Below are 24,265 nucleotides of genomic sequence, written 5' to 3' on the forward strand. Positions count from 1 at the left end.
ATCAATATGAAAGTAGCTATTAACGGGTTCGGCCGTATCGGAAGAATGACATTAAGGGCACTCCAGGGTAAAAAGGGAGTAGAAGTGGTGGCTGTAAACGATCTTACAGATATCCAGCTTCTGGCTCACCTCCTGAAATATGATTCATCTCACGGTAAGTTTCCCGGAACCGTACAAACGAAAGACAATTACATCATAGTAAATGGGCATCCTATTCTGTTACTCAGTGAAAAAGCTCCGGAGAAGCTGCCATGGGCGGCGCTGGACGTAGATGTGGTGATAGAATCTACCGGCCGCTTTACACAAAGAGAGAAGGCGCAGCTGCATCTGGATGCCGGCGCCAGGAGGGTACTGATCACAGCTCCTGCTACCGGTAATGTAAAAACGATCGTAGCTGGTGTTAATAATGACCAGATCAGTGAGGAAGATACTATTCTTTCTACTGCTTCCTGTACTACCAATTGTATTGCTCCGCTGTTATACCTGCTTGATAAGGAATATGGCATAGCTTCCGGATTTATGAGCACTGTTCATGCCTTTACAATGGACCAGATGCTGCAGGATGGTCCGCATAAAGACTACAGAAGGGCCAGAGCCGCAACCCAGTCTATCATTCCTACCACCACCGGTGCTGCTAAAGCTATCGGAGATGTGTTGCCTGGTCTGAAAGGGAAAATGGACGGGTTCTCTTACAGGGTACCGGTGATTGATGGCAGTATTGCGGACATGTCTCTGAACCTGGTGAAGGCTGCATCGGCAGCGGAAATAAATGCCCTGTTCAGAGAGTATGCGGATAATTCATTGAAGGGTATCCTGGAGTATACGGAAGAGCCGCTGGTATCTGCAGATATCCTGGGGAATACGCATTCCTCTGTTGTAGATGGTACATTGACCCGTTGTATCGGGAACCTGGTGAAGGTAGTGTCCTGGTATGATAATGAAGTGGGGATCTCGAACCGTATTGCAGAACTGGCGGAAGAGATGGCGGTTGCCCATAGTGTTTCTGCCTGAGATCTGTTCCCGGAAAGATAAAGGCTGGCCATTTGGCCAGCCTTTATCTTTTAAAGTTTAAAAGTTACACTGCCGAGGAAATTAAGCGGCTTTTGCGGAATGCCATTTGTATCCCAGTATTTCTGGTCCAGCAGGTTATTGCCTTTTATTGCCAGTCTGAATTTAGGTTGATCATAGAAGACAGTAGCGCTGAGTAAGGTATAAGCCGGCAGTTTGAAAGTATTGGTAGCTTCAAACCAGGAATCGCCAACATAGTTCCCGCCGGCGCCAAAGCCCAGGCCTTTTGTGCGGCCGCGGGTGAGGGTATAGCTGGCCCAGATATTGGCAACATCTTTAGGAGCACCTGTTGCCAGTTTACCCTGCAGAGCCGGAGAAGCCTTCGTGTATTTATTCTCGTTACGGGCGTATCCGGCAACTATGTTAAGACCTGTTACGGGGTTGGCAATCAGTTCCAGTTCATATCCTTTGCTTTGCTGTTCGCCATCCTGGAAGGTGAAGGTTTTGCCATCGATAATTTCGTTGCGGGTAGCATTGGTAACATCGATGTTATAGTAGCTGATAGTACCACTCAGCTTATTATCCAGGATATCTACCTTTACGCCGCCTTCCCATTGGTTGCCCTGCTGGGATTTCAGTTTTAAGATGGTATTATCAGGCTGTACCAATGGCGCCAGGTTGATAAATCCGTTCATATAGTTTGCGAACAATGATACTTTATCTTTCCATACCTGATATATCAGGCCCAGTTTGGGCGACAGGGAGTTCTGGGAATAATCGCCCGCGCTTTTACCGGTGGCTACGGTATAAGTGCCGCTGGTAGTGAAACGGTCTGCACGGAGGCTTAGCATGGCCATTAATGTTGGCGTGATGTTCAGTACATCAGATGCGTATACGCTATAACTGTCTGATTTGGTCCGGGTAGCGGAAAATCCTTTCTCGTAGGATAATGCGTCTATCTTATCTGCATTCAGATCTTTCAGTGGCTGATTGATGTTAACAACATCATAGTTCACTGTTACCCTGTTCAGCTTATTATAATTATGATTATAGTCTATGCCGATAACCAGTCTGTTCCTCAATGAGCCGATGTGGAAGTCGCCCACAAAATTCTGTTGCAGCTGGATATTGCCGAAAGTTTCCGGTTTCTGGTTACGAACGCTGCGTGCTATGGTAGAGTCAGTGAGCAGGGTCAGGTTGGTCCAGTAGAAGTGTTTATAGAAGCCTTCGGAAAACAGGTAGTTGGTCTGGGAGGTCCAGGCATTGGATATTTTATATTCTACGCGGGCCTGAATATTGTTGATACCATTGCTGATATCGACACCGTTGTTAATGTAGGAGCGTTTGTAGCCGATGTTAAGGTCTTTAAAGCTTCTTGCTTTTACATTGGTGAAGTCTGTGACTGCATAGGTACCGGTAGCAAAATCGCCTCTGGTCAAATCAATATCAACGAGGAATTTCAGCCTGTCGGTCACCTGGTAGGAGAAGCTGGGAGCGAGCGTATAGTTTTTAGCGTATCCCTGGTCCTGGAAAGAGCCTTCTGTCTGAGCCGCTGTATTCAGTCTGAAGAGCAGGGAGCCGTCCTGGTTTAAGGGAGTATTGATATCTGCTGTAAACCGGGCAAATTCGAAACTACCTCCTGCAAAGCTTACATTTCCGCCAAATTGTTCGTAAGGTTTCTTGGTGACGTAGTTGTAAACGCCTCCGAAGGTGATGTTCCTGTTACTGCCGAAGAGGGTGCCGGAGGGGCCTTTTATCACTTCTACCCGTTCCAGTATGGCTGGGTTCAGGGGAACGATGGCGCTGGTGACCATACCGTTACGCATACCTGTGGCGTTGGAGAAGCCACGAATGGTCATGCCCTGGGAGCCGCCTACGGCAAAGTTGGGAACGGCGCCGGGGATGTTCCGGTAAATGTCGGTACGTTCGGTGATCAGTTGTTCCTGCATCAATGCTTTGCCTACTGACTGATATACCTGTGGATTTTCCAGGTTTTTCAGGGGAAGGCGTGCTACCTGTTCGGTCGTTTTATCGGCAAATTTGTTTTTGTTCTTCGTGATCTCGACTTCCCGGAGTTGTGTATCGGAAAGCTGGAGTTGCAGGGAGACGGTGGTGGTTTTACCTTTTTCTACGGTAACACTTTGAGATTGAGTCTGGTAGCCTATCAGGGAGACCTCCAGCTGATAGGTGCCGGCAGCGATGCGATGGATAGTGAAAGTACCGTCTTCAGCGGTAATGGCGTTTTTGTTAGTGCCTTTCACTATTACGGTTACGGAAGCGGCATTTCTATTGTCACTGGTGGTAATTCTACCTTTAATTGTCCCTAAGTCGTTGTCTGGTATCCCTGCAAAAGCGAACAGGGGGAGTAATAAAATGATGGAGTACAGTAAAGATTTCATATACTATTGCAAAAAGAATAGTGCAAAAGTATCTTAGAGAAAGATGGATGGTTTTAACATTCGGGAAAAAGATTTTCTGAAAGCGGAAAAATTGTCCGGAAGATTATCAGCTTGAAGATTGTACGATCAGGTTAGTTGCCAGTATTTTCCGTTCAAATTCTTTCACGGGCTTCTTACTTTCAATCAGTTGTAAGAGCAGGCTGGTTGCTATTTGTCCCATTTCAAATGCCGGCTGGCGTACTACCGTTAACGGTGGGTGCAGTAATTCGATGAGGTCTGAATTGGAGAATCCTACCAGGGCGATATCTTCCGGTATACGGATACCTTTGCTTTTGAGTACGCGCATGCAGTTGGTAGTAAGCTTATCTGAAGCTGTAAAGATAGCGTCTGGCCTGGGGCGTAGTTTCAGGAGCTGGCTTACGGCCAGTTCTACTTCCTGGAGGTGAAGGCCGGCATACCGGCTGTATTTGATCAGCGCCTTGCCAGGTTTGACCCTTGTCTGTGCCAGTGCTTCCCTGTATCCTGCCACACGTTCCCGGCTGATGGAGAGATTTTCCGGACCGGCTATGACGGCGATGTGTTTATATCCTTTGTTGATGAGATGGAGTGTGGCGTTGTATGCTCCGCGGAAATTATCTACCATCACTTTATGTGTCTGTATATCTTCTACAATCCTGTCAAAGAATACGATGGGAAATCCTCTGTCGTGTAATGCTTTGAGGTGTTCCAGGTTCTCTGTTCCGCTGGATACGGAGATGAGCAGACCGTCGATGGAACGGGAGGCGAGATATTGTAAGGTCATTACTTCTTTGTCGAAGGATTCATGGGTCTGGGAGATCATTACATTGTATCCTTTGTCTTTGGCAACGGATTCTATTCCGTTGATGGCCTGGGAGAAGAAGCTATTGGCGATTTCTGCTACGATGACGCCGATGGAGCGGCTTCGTTTTTCTTTCAGGCTGAGGGCGATGGGGTTTGGATGGTAGTTGATGCGGGTGGCGTATTCCAGTACCAGTTGTTTGGTTGCCACGCTGATCTCATGGCTATCCCGCAGTGCGCGGGAAACTGTTGAGGTGGATAACCCCAGGGCGATGGCAATGTCTTTGATAGTAGCAGCTTCGAATTTCATAACGTTTCACTCATGTAAATATAAGCAAAGTCGGGATTTATTTCAGTGAACCGGGAGAACGGAGAGAAATAGAATGAACGCCTTTATTTGCATTATATTTATTTTACTCTATATTAGTGTCCGTCTAACACTTTAATACCGGATTCCACTAAAAATGAAAAATATCTTATTCCCGGCAGCTGTACTGCTTTTTAGCCTGGCATCATCTGCACAATCTGTATCGAAGTCCTGGGTTCCAGACCTGGGTAATGGTAGTTATAAGAATCCTGTTATCAATGCTGATTATTCGGACCCTGACGTGTGCCGTGCAGGAAATGATTTTTATCTTGTTTCTTCCAGCTTTAATGCAGCGCCGGGCCTGCCCATACTGCATTCAAAGGACCTGGTGAACTGGACGATAATAGGACATGCGCTTAAAAGGCAACCTCCTTTTGAGCATTTCAGCAAGCCCCGTCATGGCAATGGTGTATGGGCACCATCTATCAGATATCATGGTGGGGAGTTCTATATTTATTATCCGGACCCGGATTTCGGTATCTATATGATCAAAGCAAAGAATGCGGCAGGGCCGTGGTCTGACCCGGTAATGGTTAAGGAGGGGAAAGGGCTTATTGATCCCTGTCCGTTGTGGGATGATGATGGTAGTGTGTACCTGGTGCATGCGTGGGCTGGTAGTCGTGCGGGTATTAAAAGCATTCTCACCCTTAACCGTATGAATAAAGAAGGTTCGGCTGTAACAGATGAAGGTGTGCTGGTATTTGATGGTCATAATGCTCATCCGACGCTGGAGGGACCGAAATTATACAAGCGGAACGGCTATTATTACATTTTCGCTCCGGCGGGTGGTGTAAGCACTGGCTGGCAGCTGGTATTGAGATCCAAAAATATTTATGGCCCATATGAAGAGAAGATAGTGATGGATCAGGGTAAGTCTCCAGTGAATGGTCCTCACCAGGGAGCGTGGGTGGAGATGCCGGATAATAGTCAATGGTTCCTGCATTTCCAGGACAAGGGTGCTTATGGCCGGGTAGTACATCTGCAGCCTATGCAATGGGTCAACAACTGGCCAGTGATAGGGACAGATAAAGACGGAGATGGGAAGGGGGAGCCTGTGCTTACATATAAAAAGCCATTGGCAGGAGAGAAGAAGAGTACTCCGCAGGAATCCGATGAATTTGAGGGAAACGCCCTGGGATTGCAATGGCAATGGCAGGCCAACCCGAAAGCTACCTGGAGCATGACCTATCCTGCCAGGGGATTCCTGAGATTGTTCTCTGCGCAGCTGCCGGACTCTTTCCGCAACTCCTGGGATGTGCCTAATATCCTGATGCAGAAGTTCCCGGCAGACAGTTTCACGATAACGACCAAGTGTTCTTTCTCACCTAATCCTTCACTGGAGGGAGAGCGCACAGGGCTGATCATTCTCGGGGCAAGTTATGCTTCGCTATCACTCGTAAAAAATGGCACTAACCTGCAACTGGTGTATGCCAGCTGTAAGAATGCTGACAAAGGCAATAAAGAGGAACAACAGGTGCTGACCAACATCCAGGGGAATACCTGCTGGTTTCGTGTGAGAGTAAGTCCAGGCGCTATCTGCCATTTTGCTTACAGTACTGATGGGAATACATTCATTAATGCCGGTACGCCATTTACTGCGGAGCCGGGACGTTGGGTAGGTGCAAAAGCCGGCATCTTCTGTACGCGTGCTGAAAAGATCAACGACTCGGGCTTTGCGGATTACGATTGGTTCCGGATTGAATAATCAGTGCAAAGAAAAAGCATTGAAAAAAGCGCTTTAGCCTCAGGCTAAGGCGTTTTTTGTTATTAGATTTTCAGACTGGTACAAGTGAAAAAATAATTAGAATAATTTTCCTGTTCTACCTTCTTTTTCGCAAACGTTTGCGTAAATAAATCCTTTCATTCCCTTCCGTATTAAGGAATATAGCTGTAGAATTGAGCATTGGCCCAAGTTTAGAAAATACAAGACATACGTTATGAAAAAATTGCTGTTATTTTACTGGCTGTTGCTAGGTTGTGCAGTCACCACACTGGCACAGAGCCATGTTGTTAAAGGGAAGGTTACAGATGCCTCCACCGGCGAACCTTTGGTAATGGTCAATGTACAGCTGAAAGGAACTACAACAGGCGCAAGGACAGACGCCGCAGGCAATTTCTCCCTTACCGTTCCCGATCTTCAAGCCGGAGTGCTTACATTCAGTTATCTGGGATACCAGGCATTCACCCAGAACATCAATGGTAACACAAACATCTCTGTACAACTGGCAAAAGATAATAAACAACTGGATGAAGTTGTTGTTGTTGGTTATGGTGAAGTGAAAAAACGTGACCTTACAGGGGCTGTTACTTCTGTAAAAGGAGATGAGCTGAAGAAAGTTCCTTCTACCAACGTCATTGAATCTGTGCAGGGAAAACTGCCTGGTGTTGACATCACCAAAAGCAGCGGTGCTTCCGGAGCAAAAGTAAATGTGACTGTGAGGGGAAACCGTTCTATCCGCGCAGATAACGGACCTCTTTACATTGTGGATGGGGTACAGTATGAGAATATACAGGATATCAACCCCAATGATATCCAATCCATGGAGGTATTGAAAGATGCTTCCTCTACTGCTGTATATGGTTCCCGTGGCGCTAACGGGGTGATCATCATCACTACCAAAAAGGGTGTTGCCGGCAAGCCCCGTGTTTTCGTTAACTCATATGTTGGCGTATCGCAGGTGGCGGGTTACCCGGAAATGGCCACTGGTCCGCAATATGTTGCCCTGAAGAGGGAAGCTAACCGTACTACGGGCCGTTGGAGCAGTGTGGCAGATGACCCATTGATCTTCAATGCTTCTGAAGTAGCGGCTATCCAAAATAATCTCTGGACAAACTATGCAGACCTGCTTATTCATGACGGTTTGCAGCAGGATTACCAGGTTGGTGTGTCTGGTGGTTCTGAGAAAACGAAGATCTATCTCTCGCTGGATTATTTTGATGAAAAAGGTCTTTTTAAGCTGGACCGTCTTCGCCGTTATTCCGGCAGACTGAATATAGATCAGATAGTGAGCAACTATCTGAAAGTGGGTATGCAAAGCCAGGTGACGTATTATGACCAGGACAGTCGCCGGGACCCGCTTAACCAGGCTAACAAGATCATTCCCCTGGGCAAACCTTATGATGAGGCAGGTAACCTGGTTATCTTTCCTAACCAGGGTGTTATGATCAATCCGCTGGTGGACGAGCAACCCAACGCATATGAGAACAATACCCGTGTTACCCGCACATTTGTAAATGCTTATGTGGAACTGACGCCTTTCAAAGGATTGTCTTTCCGTTCTAATTTCGGTGTGACCCTGGATAATTCCCGTAATGGTATCTTCGCTGCCAAGAACACGATAGACCGTGCGACTGCTTCAGCTTCCAGGTCACAGTATAATACCGGCAGCAAAAGTTATATCAGCTGGGAAAATGTGTTGAACTACCAGCAGAAGATCGGCGATCATTCCTTTGGGCTGACCGGCGTAGCCAGCTTGCTGTCAGACCAGCGTGATTCCAGCTTCCTGCAGGGCGAAGGCCAGTTGCTGCCTTCACAACTGTATTATGCGCTGGCTAACAACGTGAGCGGTATAGCTGTTCGCACCAGCTATATGGCTAATAAGCTGATTTCGTTCACCGGCCGTATCAACTATAATTATAAGGGTAAATACCTGCTCTCACTGACGGGACGTTCTGATGGTTCTTCCAAACTGGCTCCTGGTAATAAATGGGCTTTCTTCCCTTCAGTTGCAGGCGCGTGGCGTATTGGAGATGAGAACTTCATGCGCGGACAACATTTCTTCAGTGATCTGAAGCTCCGTGCAAGTTATGGTATTGCAGGCAATGATGCTGTGCCTCCTTATGCTACGGCCAGTTACCTGACTAAAATCCCTTTTTCCTGGGATGATACCAACTCTGCGCTGGCCTATGCTATTGGCAGCCAGATCGGAAACAGGAACCTGAAATGGGAACTCTCTTCTACTACAGACATTGGTGTGGATTTCAGCATATTGAACGGCAGAATTGGCGCTACGGTGGATTACTATGATACACATACCAAAGACCTGCTGCTGCAGCGTACCCTGCCCACTTCTTCCGGTGTTGGCAGTGTGATCCAGAATATTGGTAAAACCCGTAACAGGGGCGTGGAAGTTGGTATCAATACTACCAATGTCAGCACCCGTTCATTCACCTGGAGCTCCAACATCGTGTTCTCAAAGAACAAGGAAGAGATCGTGGCGCTGGCTGATGCCAGGACCAATGATGTAGCTAATGGCTGGTTTATTGGTCAACCGGTAAAAGTATTCTACGACTATCAGAAAACAGGTATCTGGCAGACAGGCGATAAGGACGAAGCTACCAAGTATGGTCAGAGCCCAGGTGACATCAGGGTGAAGGATATTGACAATAGTGGCGCTATCAATACACAGGATCGTGTAATAATAGGCAAACAGGTGCCTACCTGGAGTGGTGGTTTCAACAACGATATCAAGTATAAGAATTTCGATCTGAATATCTATGTATTTGCCCGTATGGGTCAGTGGATCAATTCTGAATATGCAGGAAAATATGATCCGCAGGGATTGGAGAACAGTGCGCCGGTTAACTACTGGACACCGGAAAATCCCAGCAACGAATATCCAAGACCTAATGCCAGTATTTCGAAAGATGGCAGGTTGTATATCAAATCACTCAACTATAAGGATGGCTCTTTTGTGAAGATCCGTAATATCTCCCTGGGATATACATTGCCGGCGTCAGCGCTGAAGCAGCTGCACATCAGTAACCTGCGTGTGTATGTGACAGGCAAGAACCTTTTCACTTTCAGTAAGATCAAGGAATATGATCCGGAAAGGGGAGGTGATCTCAGCAATCCACTCACCAAAATGTATGTAGCCGGCCTGAATGTAGAATTCTGATCTTAAAACAACAACTCATGAAACGCTCTGTAATATATACATTCCTGCTCAGCATCACTCTGCTCGGTGCGTGCAACAAACAACTGGAAGAATACAATCCTTCCGGTCTTACGGTAGACCAGGTATTCAGTACTCCTGATGGATTTGAAACGCTGGTTACCGCAGCTTACTCGTACAACCGCTGGTGGTACGGTAAAGAAGAAGGTTACAGTATTGCTGAAATGGGCACTGACCTGTGGACCAGTGGTACGGGGGATAAATATTCCGACCTTACGCAGTATCTTAACCTCCAGGCCAGCAATTCCGTGATGGCCGGGTTGTGGAAACAGTTATATGCTGCTGTGAACCTTTGTAACCTGGGTATTGCCAGGGTGGATAAAGCCGGGTTTACGGATAATATAAGGGTTACCCGGGATGCGGAGCTCCGTTTTCTCCGTGCCTTTTACTACTGGCATATTGTGGAAACATGGGGTGGTGTCCATTTCACTACCCAGCCAACGGAGGGCGTGGTGACTACAGCCAACCGTACTCCGGTGGATACTTTCTATGCCCAGATATTCCGCGATCTGGAGGTAGCGGTAACCAATCTGCCGGCCACTACGGGAGACTATGGCCGTGTTACAAAACCAGCCGCCCAGGCTTTCCTGGCCCGTATATGCCTTACCCGTGGGCTTAACCAGCGGGCGGCTGTACTGGCAGATTCTGTAATCAACAATTACAGTTTTGCCCTTGAATCCAATTATGCACGTCTCTGGAGTATGGATAATCTGCAGAACAAAGAGGTTGTATGGGCGGTTAATTACATGAAGAACCTGGTATTTGACGATAGGACCAATGCTACTTTATATCCTACCGGTCACTCCAGGGGAGCGCATAATGGTCACCTGATGTTTGGTATGAAATATGACGATCTTCCTGGTATGCAGCGTGATATAGCCAACGGGCGGCCGTTTAACAGGTATATGCCTACACTTTTCATGCTGAATCTTTACAATGAAAATGCAGATGCCCGTTATGAAGGTTCCTTCAGGCAGGTATGGTACTGCAATAACCTGAAAACAGCACCTGATGGTATGAAACTGGGAGATACCGCTGTATTCTGTTCCAAAAAGGCAGTAAACGGCACCGGTAAGAAATACAGAATCTATGACCGTAATGCTTCCTATGCGGAGAATGAGGGTGGTAAAGACCGTACCCATTATGTTTCCCTGAAGAAATTTGATGATCCTACCCGTTTGGGTAAAGATGAGGAGCAAAGTGCGCGGGACGCTTTTATTATCCGTCTGGCAGAATTGTATCTCATTGCTGCTGAAGCCCAGTTCAATCTCGGTAACTCTGCCAAAGCAGCTGATTATATCAATGTGATCCGTAAAAGAGCTGCCATTCCCGGTCATGAGGCTGAGATGGTGGTGTCAGCTTCAGATATTACGCTGGACTTCATCCTGGATGAAAGGGCCCGTGAACTGGTGGGAGAACAGCTCCGCTGGTTTGATCTGAAGCGTACCGGTAAGCTGGGCGAGCGTATTAGTGCTCATAACCCGGATGCTGCGAAGTATTTCCAGTCTTATCATACATTGCGTCCTATTCCACAGGAACAGATAGACGCGGTGACCAATAAAACTGAATTTACGCAGAACCCGAACTACCAATAAAACAGATAGCGTCTCAGTTTGCCAGCAAACTGAGACGCTATTTAAAACAGGACTATAAAACAGAATGCTCATGAAGTTGTATTTATTGGCGCTGCTGCTTACATTGACCAGCTGGATCCCCGCAGAAGAACTGCCGCGCGTGTTCATGATCGGAGATTCCACAATGGCCGACAAACCGCTTGAAGACAATCCCGAACGGGGCTGGGGGCAATTATTCCCTCTTTTCCTGAAACAGGGTGTGACTGTTAAGAACTATGCGGTGAATGGCCGCAGCACCAAAAGCTTTATTACGGAACACCGTTGGGATAGTGTATTGGCCCAGCTGAGACCGGGCGACTGGCTCATTATCCAGTTTGGACATAATGATCAGAAAAAGGAAGATCCCACCCGTTATGCTGATCCGGAAGGAGCTTATAAAGATAACCTCACCCGTTTCATCAAAGAAGCCCGTTCCAAGGGAGCCAACCCTATCCTGGTTACTCCGGTGATGCGCCGCAAATTTGATGATAAGGGAGCTTTTACAGACCAGCATGGACTGTATCCCGGAGTAGTAAGACAATTGGCTGCCGCGCAGAAAGTACCGCTGATAGATCTGCACAAAAGCAGTGAAGCACTGATCGTGCAGCATGGTGTGCAGGGCTCTGAAAAGCTGTTCCGTACTACACCTGCGGGACATTATAAGACATTGCCCAATGGTATTACGGACAATACACATTTCTCTGAATACGGCGCTACACTTGTTGCCGGATTGGTGGCGAAAGAGATCCGTGATAAACATATAGAGCTGGAAAAATATCTTCAGACCACGGTGTTTGAAGGTAAATACCGTTTTGATCTGCCAGAGATCTATGAACCGCATTTCAGGAGGGATACATTCAGTATTGCTGCTTATGGTGCAAAAGCTGATGGTATTACCCTGAATACAAAAAGTATTAATAAAGCAATAGACGATTGTAACAGTAAAGGCGGCGGTGTGGTAATGATTCCTGCAGGGCTCTGGCTGACAGGGCCTATTACGCTGAAAAGTAATGTTAATCTTTACCTGGCATCCAATGCCATATTACAGTTTACGACGGACTTTGACCAGTATCCCCTGATCGAGACGACTTATGAAGGGTTGAAAGCCATGCGTTGTCAGGCGCCTGTTTCTGCTGTAAATGCAGAAAACATTGCTATAACAGGGAAGGGTATACTGGATGGAGGCGGGGATGCCTGGCGTATTGTGAAGAAGGATAAACTGACTGAAACCCAGTGGAAGAAGCTGGTGGCTTCCGGTGGTATAGAAGGGGAGGATAAACGGACATGGTATCCTTCGGCTAAATCTTTCAAGGGATCGCATACCAAACTGGCTGGTGTGATCTCGCCTGAAAAGACGGCGGCGGATTATGACAGTATCAAGGACTTTCTGCGTCCAAATATGCTGAGTATTACTTCCTGCAAGTATGTGTTGCTGGAAGGTGTTACTTTCCAGAACTCACCTGCCTGGTGTCTGCATCCGTTGTTAACTGAGCATATCACCCTGCGTAATGTATATGCCAAGAATCCGTGGTATGCCCAGAATGGGGATGGACTGGACCTTGAATCCTGTCGTTATGCGCGGGTTGAGGGTTGTACATTTGATGTGGGGGATGATGGGATCTGTATCAAGTCGGGCCGTGATGAGCAGGGCCGTAAACGTGGAGTGGCAACGGAAGATGTGATCGTGAATAACTGTACTGTTTATCATGCGCATGGCGGATTTGTAATAGGGAGTGAAATGTCAGGAGGCGCACGTAACCTGTATGTGTCAGATTGTTCATTCCTGGGTACGGATATTGGTCTTCGATTCAAAACCACTCGTGGACGTGGCGGTATCGTAGAAAAGATCTATGTACATAACATTAACATGAAGGATATTCCTGCGGAGGCTATTCTCTTTGATATGTACTACATGGCGAAAGACCCTGTACTTCTGGCGGGAGAGAAAAGGGATGCGCCTAAAGCAGAACTTTTCCCTGTTACAGAGGCTACTCCTCAATTCCGTGATTTCCATATCAGCAATGTGGTGTGTTATGGAGCGGCAAAGGCCATCTTTATCCGCGGGTTGCCGGAAATGCCTATCAGCGATATTCATTTGCAGGATATTACTATTAAGGCTGATAAGGCGGGCGATTGCATAGTGGGGTCAAACATCTATCTCAACAATGTAACGCTTGTTACTGCAGATAATGGTAAGATCAATGTACAGGACAGTAAACAGGTTAAACTGGATATTACCAAAAGATAAACCGGACTTCATGAAAAAACTGCTGACTTTAATACTCCTGCTGCCTGCCTGTGCTTTTGCCCAATCTGCGAAGATGGCTGAAACGATGATCCGCATCTGGGGAGATTCCCTGCAGCTGGCGGGCAGGCCGGCGCATTGGACATATGACCAGGGCGTGGTGCTGGAAGGGTTTGCCGGTCTCTGGAAGAATACCGGTGACGGTAAGTATTTCCGCTTTATACAGACAGGGATGGACCACTATATTGAAAAAGACGGTACTATCCGCACTTACAAAAGTGAAGATTATAACATAGATCATATTAAGAACGGCCGTTCCCTGTTGCTGTTATATAAAGTAACCGGCGAGCAGAAGTACCTGCTGGCTGCGCAGAGGCTGAAAGCTCAGCTGGATAAGCAGCCCCGCACTAACAGCGGTGGTTTCTGGCATAAGAAACGCTATCCTTACCAGATGTGGCTGGATGGTCTGTATATGGGAGAGCCGTTCTATGCGGAATATGCAGCTCTCTTTCACCAGGAGGAGGCATTTAAGGATATTACCCGTCAGTTTGTGCTGATGGAACAGCATTCAAGAGATAGTAAGACAGGTCTGTTGTATCATGGCTGGGATGAATCCCGTCAGCAGCGTTGGGCAGACAAGACCACAGGCCGTTCTCCCAATTTCTGGGGCCGTGCGATGGGCTGGTATGGCATGGCGCTGGTAGATGCGCTGGAGTATTTTCCTGCGAAACATCCGGGCCGTGACAGTCTTTTGCAGATACTTAACCGTATGGCCGCAGCTGTTAAGAAATACCAGGACCCTGCCAGCGGCTGCTGGTACCAGGTGCTGGACAAACCAACGGGAAAAGGCAATTACCTGGAGGCTTCTGCTTCCTGTATGTTTGTATATGCGCTGGCTAAAGGCGTAAGACTGGGGTATCTGCCTGCTACTTATCTGCCTGTAGCGCAGAAAGGGTATGCGGGTATTACCAAACAGTTTGTGAGGCCTGGCCCGGAAGGCGGTGTGAACCTGGAAGGTACTGTCAGTGTGGCTGGTCTGGGCGGTGATCCTTACCGTGACGGCAGCTATGAGTACTATCTCAGTGAGAAGGTGGTGACGAATGATGCTAAAGGTGTTGGGGCTTACATGATGGCCGCCAATGAGATGGACCTGGTTGCTATTCCTAAAACGGGTAAGGGTATCACCGTGGCAATAGATAATTTCTTCAATAATGAATGGAGGAAGGACGTTACCGGTAATCCTGCCAGCTGGCATTATGTATGGGATGAAATGGATAACGGAGGATATTCCCTCTGGGGAGATATCATCCGTAACAGAGAAGCACGTACAAAAATGATTTCTGAGGCTCCTACGGCAGCAAATCTGTCCGGTGCTAATGTTCTGATCATAGTAGACCCTGACACTGAAAAAGAGACGGAAAAGCCTAATTACATGACTGCTGCGTATGCTGCTGTTATTGAGAGCTGGGTAAAGAAAGGGGGAGTGCTGGTGATATTGCAGAATGATGCCGGTAATTCGGAGATAAAGCAGTTCAATACGCTGACAGAGCGTTTCGGTATTCACTTCAATGAAGACAGCCGTAATCATGTTGAAGGCAAGCAGTTTGAGCAGGGAGCTTTATTCCTGCCGGCAGGCAATCCTGTTTTTCCGAATACAAAGAAGATCTATATCAAGGAGATCTCCACTATAAAAGTACAATCACCTGCTAAGGCGGTATTTGAAGATAAGGGAGATGTGATCATGACAGTAGCCCGTGTGGGTAAAGGTACTGTCTTTGCCGTAGGCGATCCCTGGTTCTATAACGAGTACCTGGATGGCCGCCGTTTGCCTGCTTCATTTGAGAACTACCAGGCCGCGACGGACCTGACGGAATGGATTTTTAAACAGGTCTCACGTAAGTAAATAATAACAACTCGGGATATGCAATTGAACAAGAACGTAACGAGTGGCATTTTCCGGGCATCCCTGCCGGAGAAAGTGCTGCAGTTCGGTACAGGAGTGCTGCTCCGCGGATTACCGGACTACTTTATTGATAAAGCGAACAAGGGAGGGACATTTAATGGCAGTATTGTCGTGATAAAATCGACAGACAAAGGAAATACGGACGCATATACAGAACAGGACAACCTTTTTACCCATTGTATACAAGGTATAGTGCAGGGTAAGAGGGTGGAAGAATATATTATCAACAGTGCTATCAGCCGTGTGTTGTCTGCCGCTTCCCAGTGGCAGGATATCCTGGCCTGTGCTGAAAATCCTGAAATGGAGATTGTCATCTCCAATACTACCGAAGTGGGGATCACCCTGACAGAAGATGATATTACGGCTGCGCCGCCATCATCGTTCCCCGGTAAACTGCTGGCCTTTCTCCATCACCGTTATCAGCATTTCAATGGCGATGCTGCCAAAGGAATGGTGATCATACCCACAGAACTTATCCCTGACAATGGCACAAAGCTGAGGGACATCCTGTTACAGCTTGCTCAGCGTAATAAGCTGGATGCTGGCTTCATTGCCTGGCTGCAGGAGGCTAATCATTGCTGTAATTCGCTGGTAGACCGTATTGTGCCAGGTGCTTTGCCTGCGGCAGCTCATGCTGCAACAGAGCAGCAACTGGGATATACAGACAGCCTGATGATCATGTCTGAAGCCTATGCCCTATGGGCGATAGAGACCGGCAGTGAAGAGGTACGAAACAGGCTCTCTTTCAGCAGGGCAGATAATGGTATTGTGATAGCCCCGGACATAGATGTGTTCAGGGAGCTGAAGCTCCGGCTGCTTAACGGTACGCATACGCTTATGTGCGGGCTGGCGGTGCTGGCAGGTTATGAGACCGTTAAGGATGCAATGGAAGACCCTGTAATGGAGTCCTGTATTGCTGCTCTTATGAAGAGTGAGATCATACCTGCTATTACCAGCGTGAAGGTACGTGAGGACGCTGCGCTCCGTTTTGCGGGAAGTGTGCTGGACCGGTTCCGGAACCCGTTCATTGAGCATCGCTGGATCAGTATCACCATGCAATATACTTCCAAGCTGAAGATGAGGGTAGTACCTATTCTTACCAGTCACTATCATCGTTCTGAGGAGGTGCCGGCGTTGATAGCCCTGGGTTTTGCCTCATGGTTGCTATTCATGAAGGGCAACCATGCTACGGATGATCATGCTGCTTTGCTGAGCAGTAAATGGCAGCAGCAGGAACCTGCTGCGCTGGTGAAAGATGTACTTGCAGACCAGATGCTCTGGGGAACAGATCTCACAGCACTTAAAGGGTTTACGCAGGCCGTGACCGTGATGTTGAACGCATTGATGCAGGAGGGAGCGCCTTCTCTTATCAGGCGTATATCTGAAGAAACGATGATAGCTTAAAAGACAGTATATGAAAATATTGAAGGTTCACCCGCAGGATAATGTGATAGTGGCACTGACAGACCTGAAAAAAGGGGAGACAATAGAACAATACACACTTACAGAAGACATTCCGGCCAAGCATAAATTTACTGAAGCTGCTCTCAGCCCGGGAGATGCGATCACTATGTACGGGGTACTGGTAGGCCGAGCGAAAGAGGCCCTGCCTGCCGGAAGCCGAATTTCGGTTAACAATGTAAAGCATGCAGCGAGCGATTTCCGCCTGGCTGCACAGCGGAAAACCAGCTGGCATATTCCGGACATCTCCACCTGGAAGGACCGTACTTTCCTGGGATATCACCGTGACGACGGGAGTGTGGGAACAGCCAACTACTGGCTGGTGATCCCGCTGGTGTTCTGTGAGAACAGGAATATTGAGGTGTTGCGTGAAGCACTGGCGGAAGAGCTGGGTTATGGCCGTCCTAAAAAGTACCAGGACTTTGCAAAGCAGCTGGTACGTCAGTATAAGCAGGGAACTGATGTAAACGGTATACTGGAAACCGTTTACACAGAAGATGTACAGAACGGGCAGCAGCGCCGCCTTTTTGAAAACATTGACGGGATAAAGTTCCTGACGCATGATGGTGGTTGTGGTGGTATAAGGCAGGATGCGCAGACCCTCTGCGGATTGCTGGCAGGTTATATCACACATGCTAATGTTGCGGGCGCCACGGTGTTGAGCCTGGGATGTCAGAACGCCCAGATCAGTATGTTGCAGGAGGAGATCCGCAAGCGTTCTCCTCAATTCAGCAAACCGCTGTATATACTGGACCAGCAGCAGACGGGTACTGAACAGGCATTGATCACTGCCGCTATGAAACAGACGTTTTCGGGTCTGATGGAGGCTAATACCCTGACGCGTCAGCCGGCGCCTTTGTCGAAGCTCTGTATAGGACTTGAGTGTGGCGGTTCTGACGGTTTTTCCGGTATTTCTGCTAATCCGGCCATTGGTTATACTTCGGACCTGCTGGTAGCATTAGGGGGAAGTGTGATCCTTTCTGAATTCCCTGAGCTTTGCGGAGTGGAGCAGGAGATGAGTGACCGTTGTGTGGATGAGAAGGATGCCCTCCGTTTTATTGACCTGATGCGCACTTATCAGCGCAGGGCAGAAGAAGCAGGTTCAGGATTTGATATGAACCCTTCTCCCGGCAATATAAAAGATGGTTTGATAACAGACGCTATTAAGTCGGCAGGAGCAGCTAAAAAAGGAGGAACATCACCTGTTGCAGCTGTACTTGATTATCCCGAAAAAGTATCCCTTCCTGGTCTGAACCTGCTCTGTACGCCCGGCAATGATGTGGAATCTACGACGGCTGAAGTGGGATCAGGAGCTACTATTGTGCTCTTCACTACCGGACTGGGCACGCCTACGGGCAATCCTATAGCCCCGGTGCTTAAGCTGTCCAGTAATACCCGTCTCTATGAGCGTATGCCTGATATCATCGATATCAATACAGGTACTATCATAGATGGTAAGGAGACTATTCCGCAGGCAGGGGAACGCATTCTGAATTATGTAATTGATGTGGCCAGTGGGGTAACTCCTGCAAAGTCGGTGCTTAACGGACAGGATGATTTTATTCCCTGGAAGCGGGGTGTGTCTTTGTAAAACGATCTATTCACCAATAACAGACATTAATGATGAAGAAGTTCATGGATGAACATTTTCTGTTGAATACGGCTACTGCGCAACGACTGTATCATGACTATGCCAGGGATATGCCGATAATAGATTATCACTGTCATCTGCCGCCTGCGCAGATAGCGGCTGATACGCAGTTTGAGAATATTACGCAGGCATGGCTGTACGGAGACCATTACAAATGGAGGGCTATGCGTACAAATGGTGTGCATGAGAGTTTCTGTACGGGCAACAGATCTGACTGGGAGAAATTTGAGAAGTGGGCTGCCACTGTTCCATATACCTTAAGAAACCCGCTGTATCACTGGACTCACCTGGAGTTGCAGCGTTATTTTGACGTGAACGATATTCTTTCGTCTAAGTCTGCAGCAGCAATTTTCAAGGCTACGAATGAGCAATTGCAATCTTCTGCATACAGTACCCGCAACCTGTTAAGGAAAATGAATGTGGCTGTTGTATGTACTACGGACGATCCGGCAGATACGCTGGAGCATCACCGGCAACTGAAGGAAGATGGTTTTGAAATACCTATTCTGCCTGCTTTCCGTCCGGATATGGCGATGAATGTTGACGATCCTGCAAAATATAATCAATATCTGACCCGGCTTGAGAAGGCCAGTGGTATTACTATCAGGACCTATAACGATCTGCTGGATGCGTTAAAGAACCGTCATGATTTCTTTGCGTCGATGGGTTGTTCTGTATCAGATCATGGTATAGAGGAGATCTATGCAGAAGACTTCCTGGAAAAGGAGATAGATGCTATTTTTCTGAAAGTAAGAGGTAACAATGTTCTTACTGTTGCTGAAGCGAGACAGTTCAAATCAGCTTTGTTGCTGCAGCTGGCGGAATGGGACTGGGAAAAGGGCTGGGTACAGCAGTATCATCTTGGTGCTTTGCGTAATAATAATTCCCGTATGATGCGTTTGCTGGGACCGGATACCGGTTGGGATTCCATAGGGGATTTTTCGCAGGCCCGTGCGCTGGCCAGGTTCCTGGACCGGCTTGACAGCCAGGATAAGCTGGCGCGTACTATCCTGTATAATCTTAATCCTGCGGATAATGAGCTGATGGCTACTATGATCGGTAATTTCAATGATGGTTCTGTAGCAGGTAAGGTGCAGTTTGGTTCTGCCTGGTGGTTCCTTGATCAGAAGGATGGTATGACCAGGCAACTGAATGCGCTTTCCAATATGGGGCTGATCAGCCGGTTTGTGGGAATGCTGACGGATTCAAGGAGTTTTCTTTCTTATCCGCGTCATGAATATTTCCGTCGACTGGTATGTGATCTGTTCGGGCAGGAAGTTGAATCAGGGGAATTGCCGAATGATGTGGAATGGATAGGGAAGGTGATACAGGATATCTGTTATTATAATGCGCAGCAGTATTTTAACTGGAAGCCATCGGAGCAACAGGCCAGGATAGAAGTAATATAGGGGATCCAGGGAATAATAAAATTGGCCTTATCTATCTGACAAACGTTTGATGCAGTATAATAGAGAAACAATATTGATACGTTTGAAAGTTGAATGGATATTCAACCAAATAGATTCAGCCAATTTTATTTATAGTTTATCTGATATTCCGGGCTGAAGAATAGCTCAGAAAAATGGGTTTTGCCTCTGAGGTGAAACCCATTTTTTTTGAGTATTACTAATAATTTGTGGAGGCGTAATCCGGTTTTTTATGAACATCTCCGCTTGCTGTGGAGCAAAGCTGTCCGGGCAGAGGAGCTGATAAGCAGGGGGCATCGAATGCTACAAGGTCTGCCAATCCGTTCTGTACGCTTTTCTCTGCATGTTTTGCATCATAATTTCCGTTCAGGATCAATGTACCATTGAACCTGGCCCTGATGCCGGCAATCAGGGTAGCCGGTACAGCGGGATCTTTGATGAGGTGTATATGGGACAAGGAGAAAACGTCCAGTGCATCGGCGAGGAATTCATAAGTAGCATCGAGCTCTGCATGATGCTGCAGATCGTTTGCCTGGCTGTATGGTGACAGCAATATTCCTGTGCGGTCTTTTCCTATAGCATGGCTTACGGCAGCTATTGTCTCAATAATAAAGCGGGTACGGTTCATGATACTACCGCCATATTTATCTGTACGTTGATTGATGTCCGGATGGAGGAACTGGTCCATCAGGTAGCCATTGGCCGCATGCAGCTCAACACCGTCAAAGCCTGCAGCTATGGCTTGCGTAGCTGCCTTCACGTATTGTTGTACCATTTTCTCTACTTCCCTTGTTGTCATAGCGCGGGGAGTTGCATGCGGCTGCCAGCCTAAAGTTTCCGTCCATATTTCTCCGCGGGCTGTAACAGCAGACGGAGCTATTATCTCTGAGCGGGCGGGCATATTGGCGGGATGGGAGATCCTTCCTGTATGGAGGATCTGTAAGAAGATCCTGCCGCCTTTTTCATGCACAGCCTGTGTTACTTTTTTCCAGCCTGTTATTTGTTCCCTGCTATAAATACCAGGCATGTGTGCATGTCCCATGCCGCTTTCCACGAATCCGGTGCCTTCTGCTATGATCAGGCCTGCGCCTGCCCGCTGACTGTAATAATTTACCATTACATCGTTGGGTATGCCCGCGGGGACCGGACGTTTGTTGATGGCGGGGGCCATCACTACTTTGTTTGAAAGGGCGTATTTGCCTATAGTTGCGGATGATAATAAAGTTGGATACATGTGCCTATCTGTTTTAATAATTCCAGAATGATCGTTCCGAAAAAGGGTAAAAAATTTTTAATGCCTGATACTTTCCAAGATATGATCTGCCAGTCTGTTCAGCATCTGTTTGTCTTCAAATAATACTTCCATCATCCATAATGAACTGAAGCTTGCGTAAAGGAACTGTGCCAGTGTTGCGGGGTCTTTTGATTCCGGTATTTCGCCAATCTGTTTCGCTTTTTCCAGCAACTCCTGCAGAATGTTGACGCTCTGCTGGGCCTGTTCCCGTACGAGGTTCTTAATGCATTCGTCCATGGATGCCAGTTCAAAGGATGTTTTGACCATCAGGCAGGTTTTTCCCTGCTGTTTCTTTTCTACTGCTTTCCGCACTATACTTTCCACCGCTGCGAGTGGCGACCCTTTCGCGCAGCATTGTTTATAATCCTGCAACTTTTCCTTTGCGTAGTTCTGCAGACACTGCTGGAAAAGAGCATATTTATCGCCGTATGTGTCGTATATGCTGGCTCTATTCAGTTGCATTCCGTCCACGAGGTCCTGCATGGATGTAGCATTGTACCCCTTCTCCCAGAACAGGTCTCTTGCTTTTTCCAGCTTTTCTTCAGGATCAAATGCTTTGTTTCGTGCCATGATGCAAAAGTATTATTTCAGAACGAGTGTTCCAAAATAAATTTTCCCGGGGCAGGATAGTTTGAGGTCTTTCCTGATACAGAATGCGGAAAGAACTGCTCACATAAGCGGCTTTGGCCTTTAGGGGAAGGGGATGGTATTCTTTTTGTAAAATTATTGGGAGATTGTTTAAACCAAAAAAGTAACAAATGAAAAAGCTCACTTTTTTTGCAGCCATGTTATTGTCTGCATGGATGTTCCAGGCTTGCGGCGGTGGTAATACGGGGGCGAAGCATGAAGACAGTGTGGATAGCGCTCAGGCCGTTAATAAGGAAGTAGCTCCGGTTGATAAGGAGTCTTCTGATTTTGCCGTAAAAGCGGCAGATGGTGGAATGATGGAAGTAGAATTAGGTAAACTTGCCCAGGAGAAGGGGCAAAACCAGCAGGTGAAGGATTTCGGGGCCCTGCTGGTGAAAGATCATTCCAAGGCCAATGAAGAGTTAAAGACACTGGCAGCCAATAAGAATATTACTCTTCCTGACAGTGTGAGCAATGATAAAAGTGATCATATAAGAGATATGAGTAAACTGACAGGGAAGGATTTTGACAAACATTTTATTGATATGATGGTGCAGGACCACACCAAAGACATAGACATGTTTGAAAAAGCGTCGACTAACCTGACAGATCCGGACCTGAAGACATTTGCAGGTAATACGCTACCTACGCTGAGAGGGCATCTGGACGTAGCTAAAGGCATTCAGAGCTCGATGACCAGGAAGTAAACAACGGCCGTTGCCAGGTGTTATTAAGAGGTTGTTAGTCGCCGGGGGATTTTGTTTAGTGTTGAGTTCGGGAATGTCGCTCCTGACGGCTAACGACTTTTTATAGTTATCTTGTTCTGTGGTGTACTTTAGCTACCGCAATACATACACTAAACATGCTTTAAACATGCTTTAAACATGCTTGAGACATGCTTGAGACATACACTATCCATACATTATCCCTGCATTAAAGGGGGACGTGATCAGTTTTAAAATTGAATCTGAAACCCTGTTAACTTATCTTATATTTGCCTCCTGAGTGGATTGTTATGTACGCTATTGTTGACATAGAAACTACAGGAGGGCACGCCAGTGCCAACGGCATTACGGAAATCGCCATTTTTATATACGACGGACACCAGGTTGTGCAGCGGTATGAAACGCTGGTCAATCCCGGTATACCTATTCCCCGTTACGTACAATCCCTTACAGGTATTACGGACGAGATGGTTGAAAACGCTCCCCGTTTTGAAGAGGTGGCGGAGGAGGTATATGGATTGCTGGGAGAGAACATTTTTGTGGCTCATAATGTCAATTTTGACTATTCTTTCTTACAGCATCATCTTCAGCAGGCGGGGTACAGTCTGCGCAGCAAGAAGCTATGTACTGTACGTCTGAGCCGGAAGATCATTCCCGGGTTGCCTTCCTATAGCCTGGGCAATCTCTGCCGCTCGCTCGGGATAGGTATTACCAACCGGCACAGGGCTTCGGGCGATGCTGCGGCTACAGTCAAGCTTTTCAGTCATCTTCTGAAAGAGGATGTGAACAAGGCGATCGCTGCTGCGCTGAGTGTACGTTCCAAAGAGCAGTTCCTGCCGCCTAATCTTGCCCCTGAGCAGGTTTTTGCGTTGCCGTTATTGCCGGGAGTGTATTATTTCCATGATCAGAAGGGGAAGGTGATTTATGTGGGTAAGGCCAAGAATATCCGCAAAAGGGTGAACAGTCATTTTACGGGCAATAATGCCGGCCGGAAAAGGCAGGAATTCCTGCGGAATATCTATACTATTTCACATGAGGTGACTGGTACAGAACTGATGGCGAATATCCTGGAGAGTGTGGAGATCAAGCGTCTCTGGCCTGTTTACAATAAGTCCCAGAAGAATATTGATTTCAGGTATGGTTTCTATTGTTTTGAAGATCAGCAGGGATATCTCCGCCTGGTCATAGAGAAGCGGCGTAAGCATACTACACCGTTGTATGCTTTTCCGTTGCTGGTACAGGGGCATCAGATGTTGCGCAGTCTGATCAGGGAATTTGACCTGTGCCCTAGGCTTTGTTTCCTGCAGAAAGGGGATGGTGCGTGTTTTCCTTTACAGGACCATACCTGCAGGGGCGCCTGTCAGAAGAAGGAAGAGGCAGATACTTACAACCTGCGTGTAAAAGCCGCTATCATTCATATGCAGCAGCAACAGCCTTCTTTTGCTATTGTGGGCAGTGGCCGGGAGCCGGCGGAGCAGAGCTGTATCCTTATGGAAAAGGGGCGTTTTTACGGAATGGGGTATATTCCGCGGGATACTGCTATTACAGAGGGGAGCGGCATGAAGGAATGGCTGACCCCTTACCCTGAAAATGAATACATTCTGAATCTCCTCCACCAGTACGCCGGGGCCAATACAGAAGGGCTCCTGAAGTTTTCTTAAAAAGAATACGTGGTAATTAATGCTTCCTACAGTATTTTTGCGAACCTGAA

General features: G+C 47.4%; 15 protein-coding genes. 11 read left to right on the plus strand and 4 right to left on the minus strand.

The annotated features are described in order from the left end of the window. Window positions 1-6 precede the first annotated feature (6 nt). Window positions 7-1,011 (plus strand): type I glyceraldehyde-3-phosphate dehydrogenase, encoded by a 1,005-nt coding sequence (gene gap, locus GO493_RS10050; protein WP_157306018.1) that lies wholly within the window; start codon window positions 7-9, stop codon window positions 1,009-1,011. Between the two features lie 50 nt (window positions 1,012-1,061). Here gap and GO493_RS10055 read toward each other — a convergent pair whose 3' ends face one another. Both GO493_RS10055 and GO493_RS10060 read right to left on the minus strand, forming a co-directional pair. Then, entirely contained in the window at window positions 1,062-3,407 is a 2,346-nt protein-coding gene (locus GO493_RS10055) for a TonB-dependent receptor (RefSeq protein ID WP_157306019.1), read from the minus strand. A gap of 106 nt (window positions 3,408-3,513) precedes the next feature. After that, window positions 3,514-4,536 (minus strand): LacI family DNA-binding transcriptional regulator, encoded by a 1,023-nt coding sequence (locus tag GO493_RS10060; protein ID WP_157306020.1) that lies wholly within the window; start codon window positions 4,534-4,536, stop codon window positions 3,514-3,516. A 154-nt stretch (window positions 4,537-4,690) separates the two neighbouring features. Here GO493_RS10060 and GO493_RS10065 point away from each other — a divergent pair, with 154 nt between their 5' ends. The 8 genes from GO493_RS10065 (at window position 4,691) to uxaC (ending at window position 19,890) form a co-directional block, all read left to right on the plus strand. Further along, entirely contained in the window at window positions 4,691-6,298 is a 1,608-nt protein-coding gene (locus tag GO493_RS10065) for a glycoside hydrolase family 43 protein (protein WP_157306021.1), read from the plus strand. A gap of 232 nt (window positions 6,299-6,530) precedes the next feature. Beyond that, window positions 6,531-9,491 carry a SusC/RagA family TonB-linked outer membrane protein gene (locus GO493_RS10070; RefSeq protein WP_157306022.1) on the plus strand — a complete coding sequence of 987 codons (2,961 nt, stop codon included), beginning with the start codon at window positions 6,531-6,533 and terminating at the stop codon, window positions 9,489-9,491. A 17-nt stretch (window positions 9,492-9,508) separates the two neighbouring features. Continuing rightward, the gene (locus GO493_RS10075) at window positions 9,509-11,143 is read left to right on the plus strand and encodes a RagB/SusD family nutrient uptake outer membrane protein (protein WP_157306023.1); all 1,635 of its coding nucleotides are present in this window, start codon (window positions 9,509-9,511) and stop codon (window positions 11,141-11,143) included. Window positions 11,144-11,213: 70 nt separating this feature from the next. Beyond that, window positions 11,214-13,409, plus strand: coding sequence for a glycosyl hydrolase family 28 protein (locus tag GO493_RS10080; protein WP_157306024.1), 2,196 nt, complete (start codon window positions 11,214-11,216; stop codon window positions 13,407-13,409). A 10-nt stretch (window positions 13,410-13,419) separates the two neighbouring features. After that, entirely contained in the window at window positions 13,420-15,309 is a 1,890-nt protein-coding gene (locus GO493_RS10085; protein ID WP_157306025.1) for a glycoside hydrolase family 88 protein, read from the plus strand. 18 nt (window positions 15,310-15,327) lie between these two features. Next, complete coding sequence (locus GO493_RS10090) at window positions 15,328-16,773, plus strand: tagaturonate reductase (protein ID WP_157306026.1); 1,446 nt, start codon at window positions 15,328-15,330, stop codon at window positions 16,771-16,773. 10 nt (window positions 16,774-16,783) lie between these two features. Then, entirely contained in the window at window positions 16,784-18,421 is a 1,638-nt protein-coding gene (locus tag GO493_RS10095) for a UxaA family hydrolase (RefSeq protein ID WP_157306027.1), read from the plus strand. A 29-nt stretch (window positions 18,422-18,450) separates the two neighbouring features. Beyond that, window positions 18,451-19,890 (plus strand): glucuronate isomerase, encoded by a 1,440-nt coding sequence (gene uxaC, locus GO493_RS10100; RefSeq protein WP_317165413.1) that lies wholly within the window; start codon window positions 18,451-18,453, stop codon window positions 19,888-19,890. A gap of 217 nt (window positions 19,891-20,107) precedes the next feature. On the opposite strand, the gene GO493_RS10105 is transcribed toward uxaC, so the two are convergent. Both GO493_RS10105 and GO493_RS10110 read right to left on the minus strand, forming a co-directional pair. Next, a complete protein-coding gene (locus tag GO493_RS10105; protein ID WP_157306028.1) occupies window positions 20,108-21,142 on the minus strand; it encodes an alkene reductase in 1,035 nt (344 codons plus the stop codon). Window positions 21,143-21,199: 57 nt separating this feature from the next. After that, a complete protein-coding gene (locus GO493_RS10110) occupies window positions 21,200-21,772 on the minus strand; it encodes a TetR/AcrR family transcriptional regulator (RefSeq protein ID WP_157306029.1) in 573 nt (190 codons plus the stop codon). A 188-nt stretch (window positions 21,773-21,960) separates the two neighbouring features. On the opposite strand from GO493_RS10110, the gene GO493_RS10115 reads away from it, so the two are divergent. Further along, a complete protein-coding gene (locus tag GO493_RS10115; RefSeq protein WP_157306030.1) occupies window positions 21,961-22,536 on the plus strand; it encodes a DUF4142 domain-containing protein in 576 nt (191 codons plus the stop codon). Window positions 22,537-22,844: 308 nt separating this feature from the next. Next, on the plus strand, window positions 22,845-24,215 hold the full coding sequence (locus GO493_RS10120; protein WP_157306031.1) for an exonuclease domain-containing protein: 1,371 nt from the start codon (window positions 22,845-22,847) through the stop codon (window positions 24,213-24,215). Window positions 24,216-24,265 lie beyond the last annotated feature (50 nt).

This window comes from Chitinophaga tropicalis (genome assembly GCF_009758205.1).
Classification (GTDB): domain Bacteria; phylum Bacteroidota; class Bacteroidia; order Chitinophagales; family Chitinophagaceae; genus Chitinophaga; species Chitinophaga tropicalis.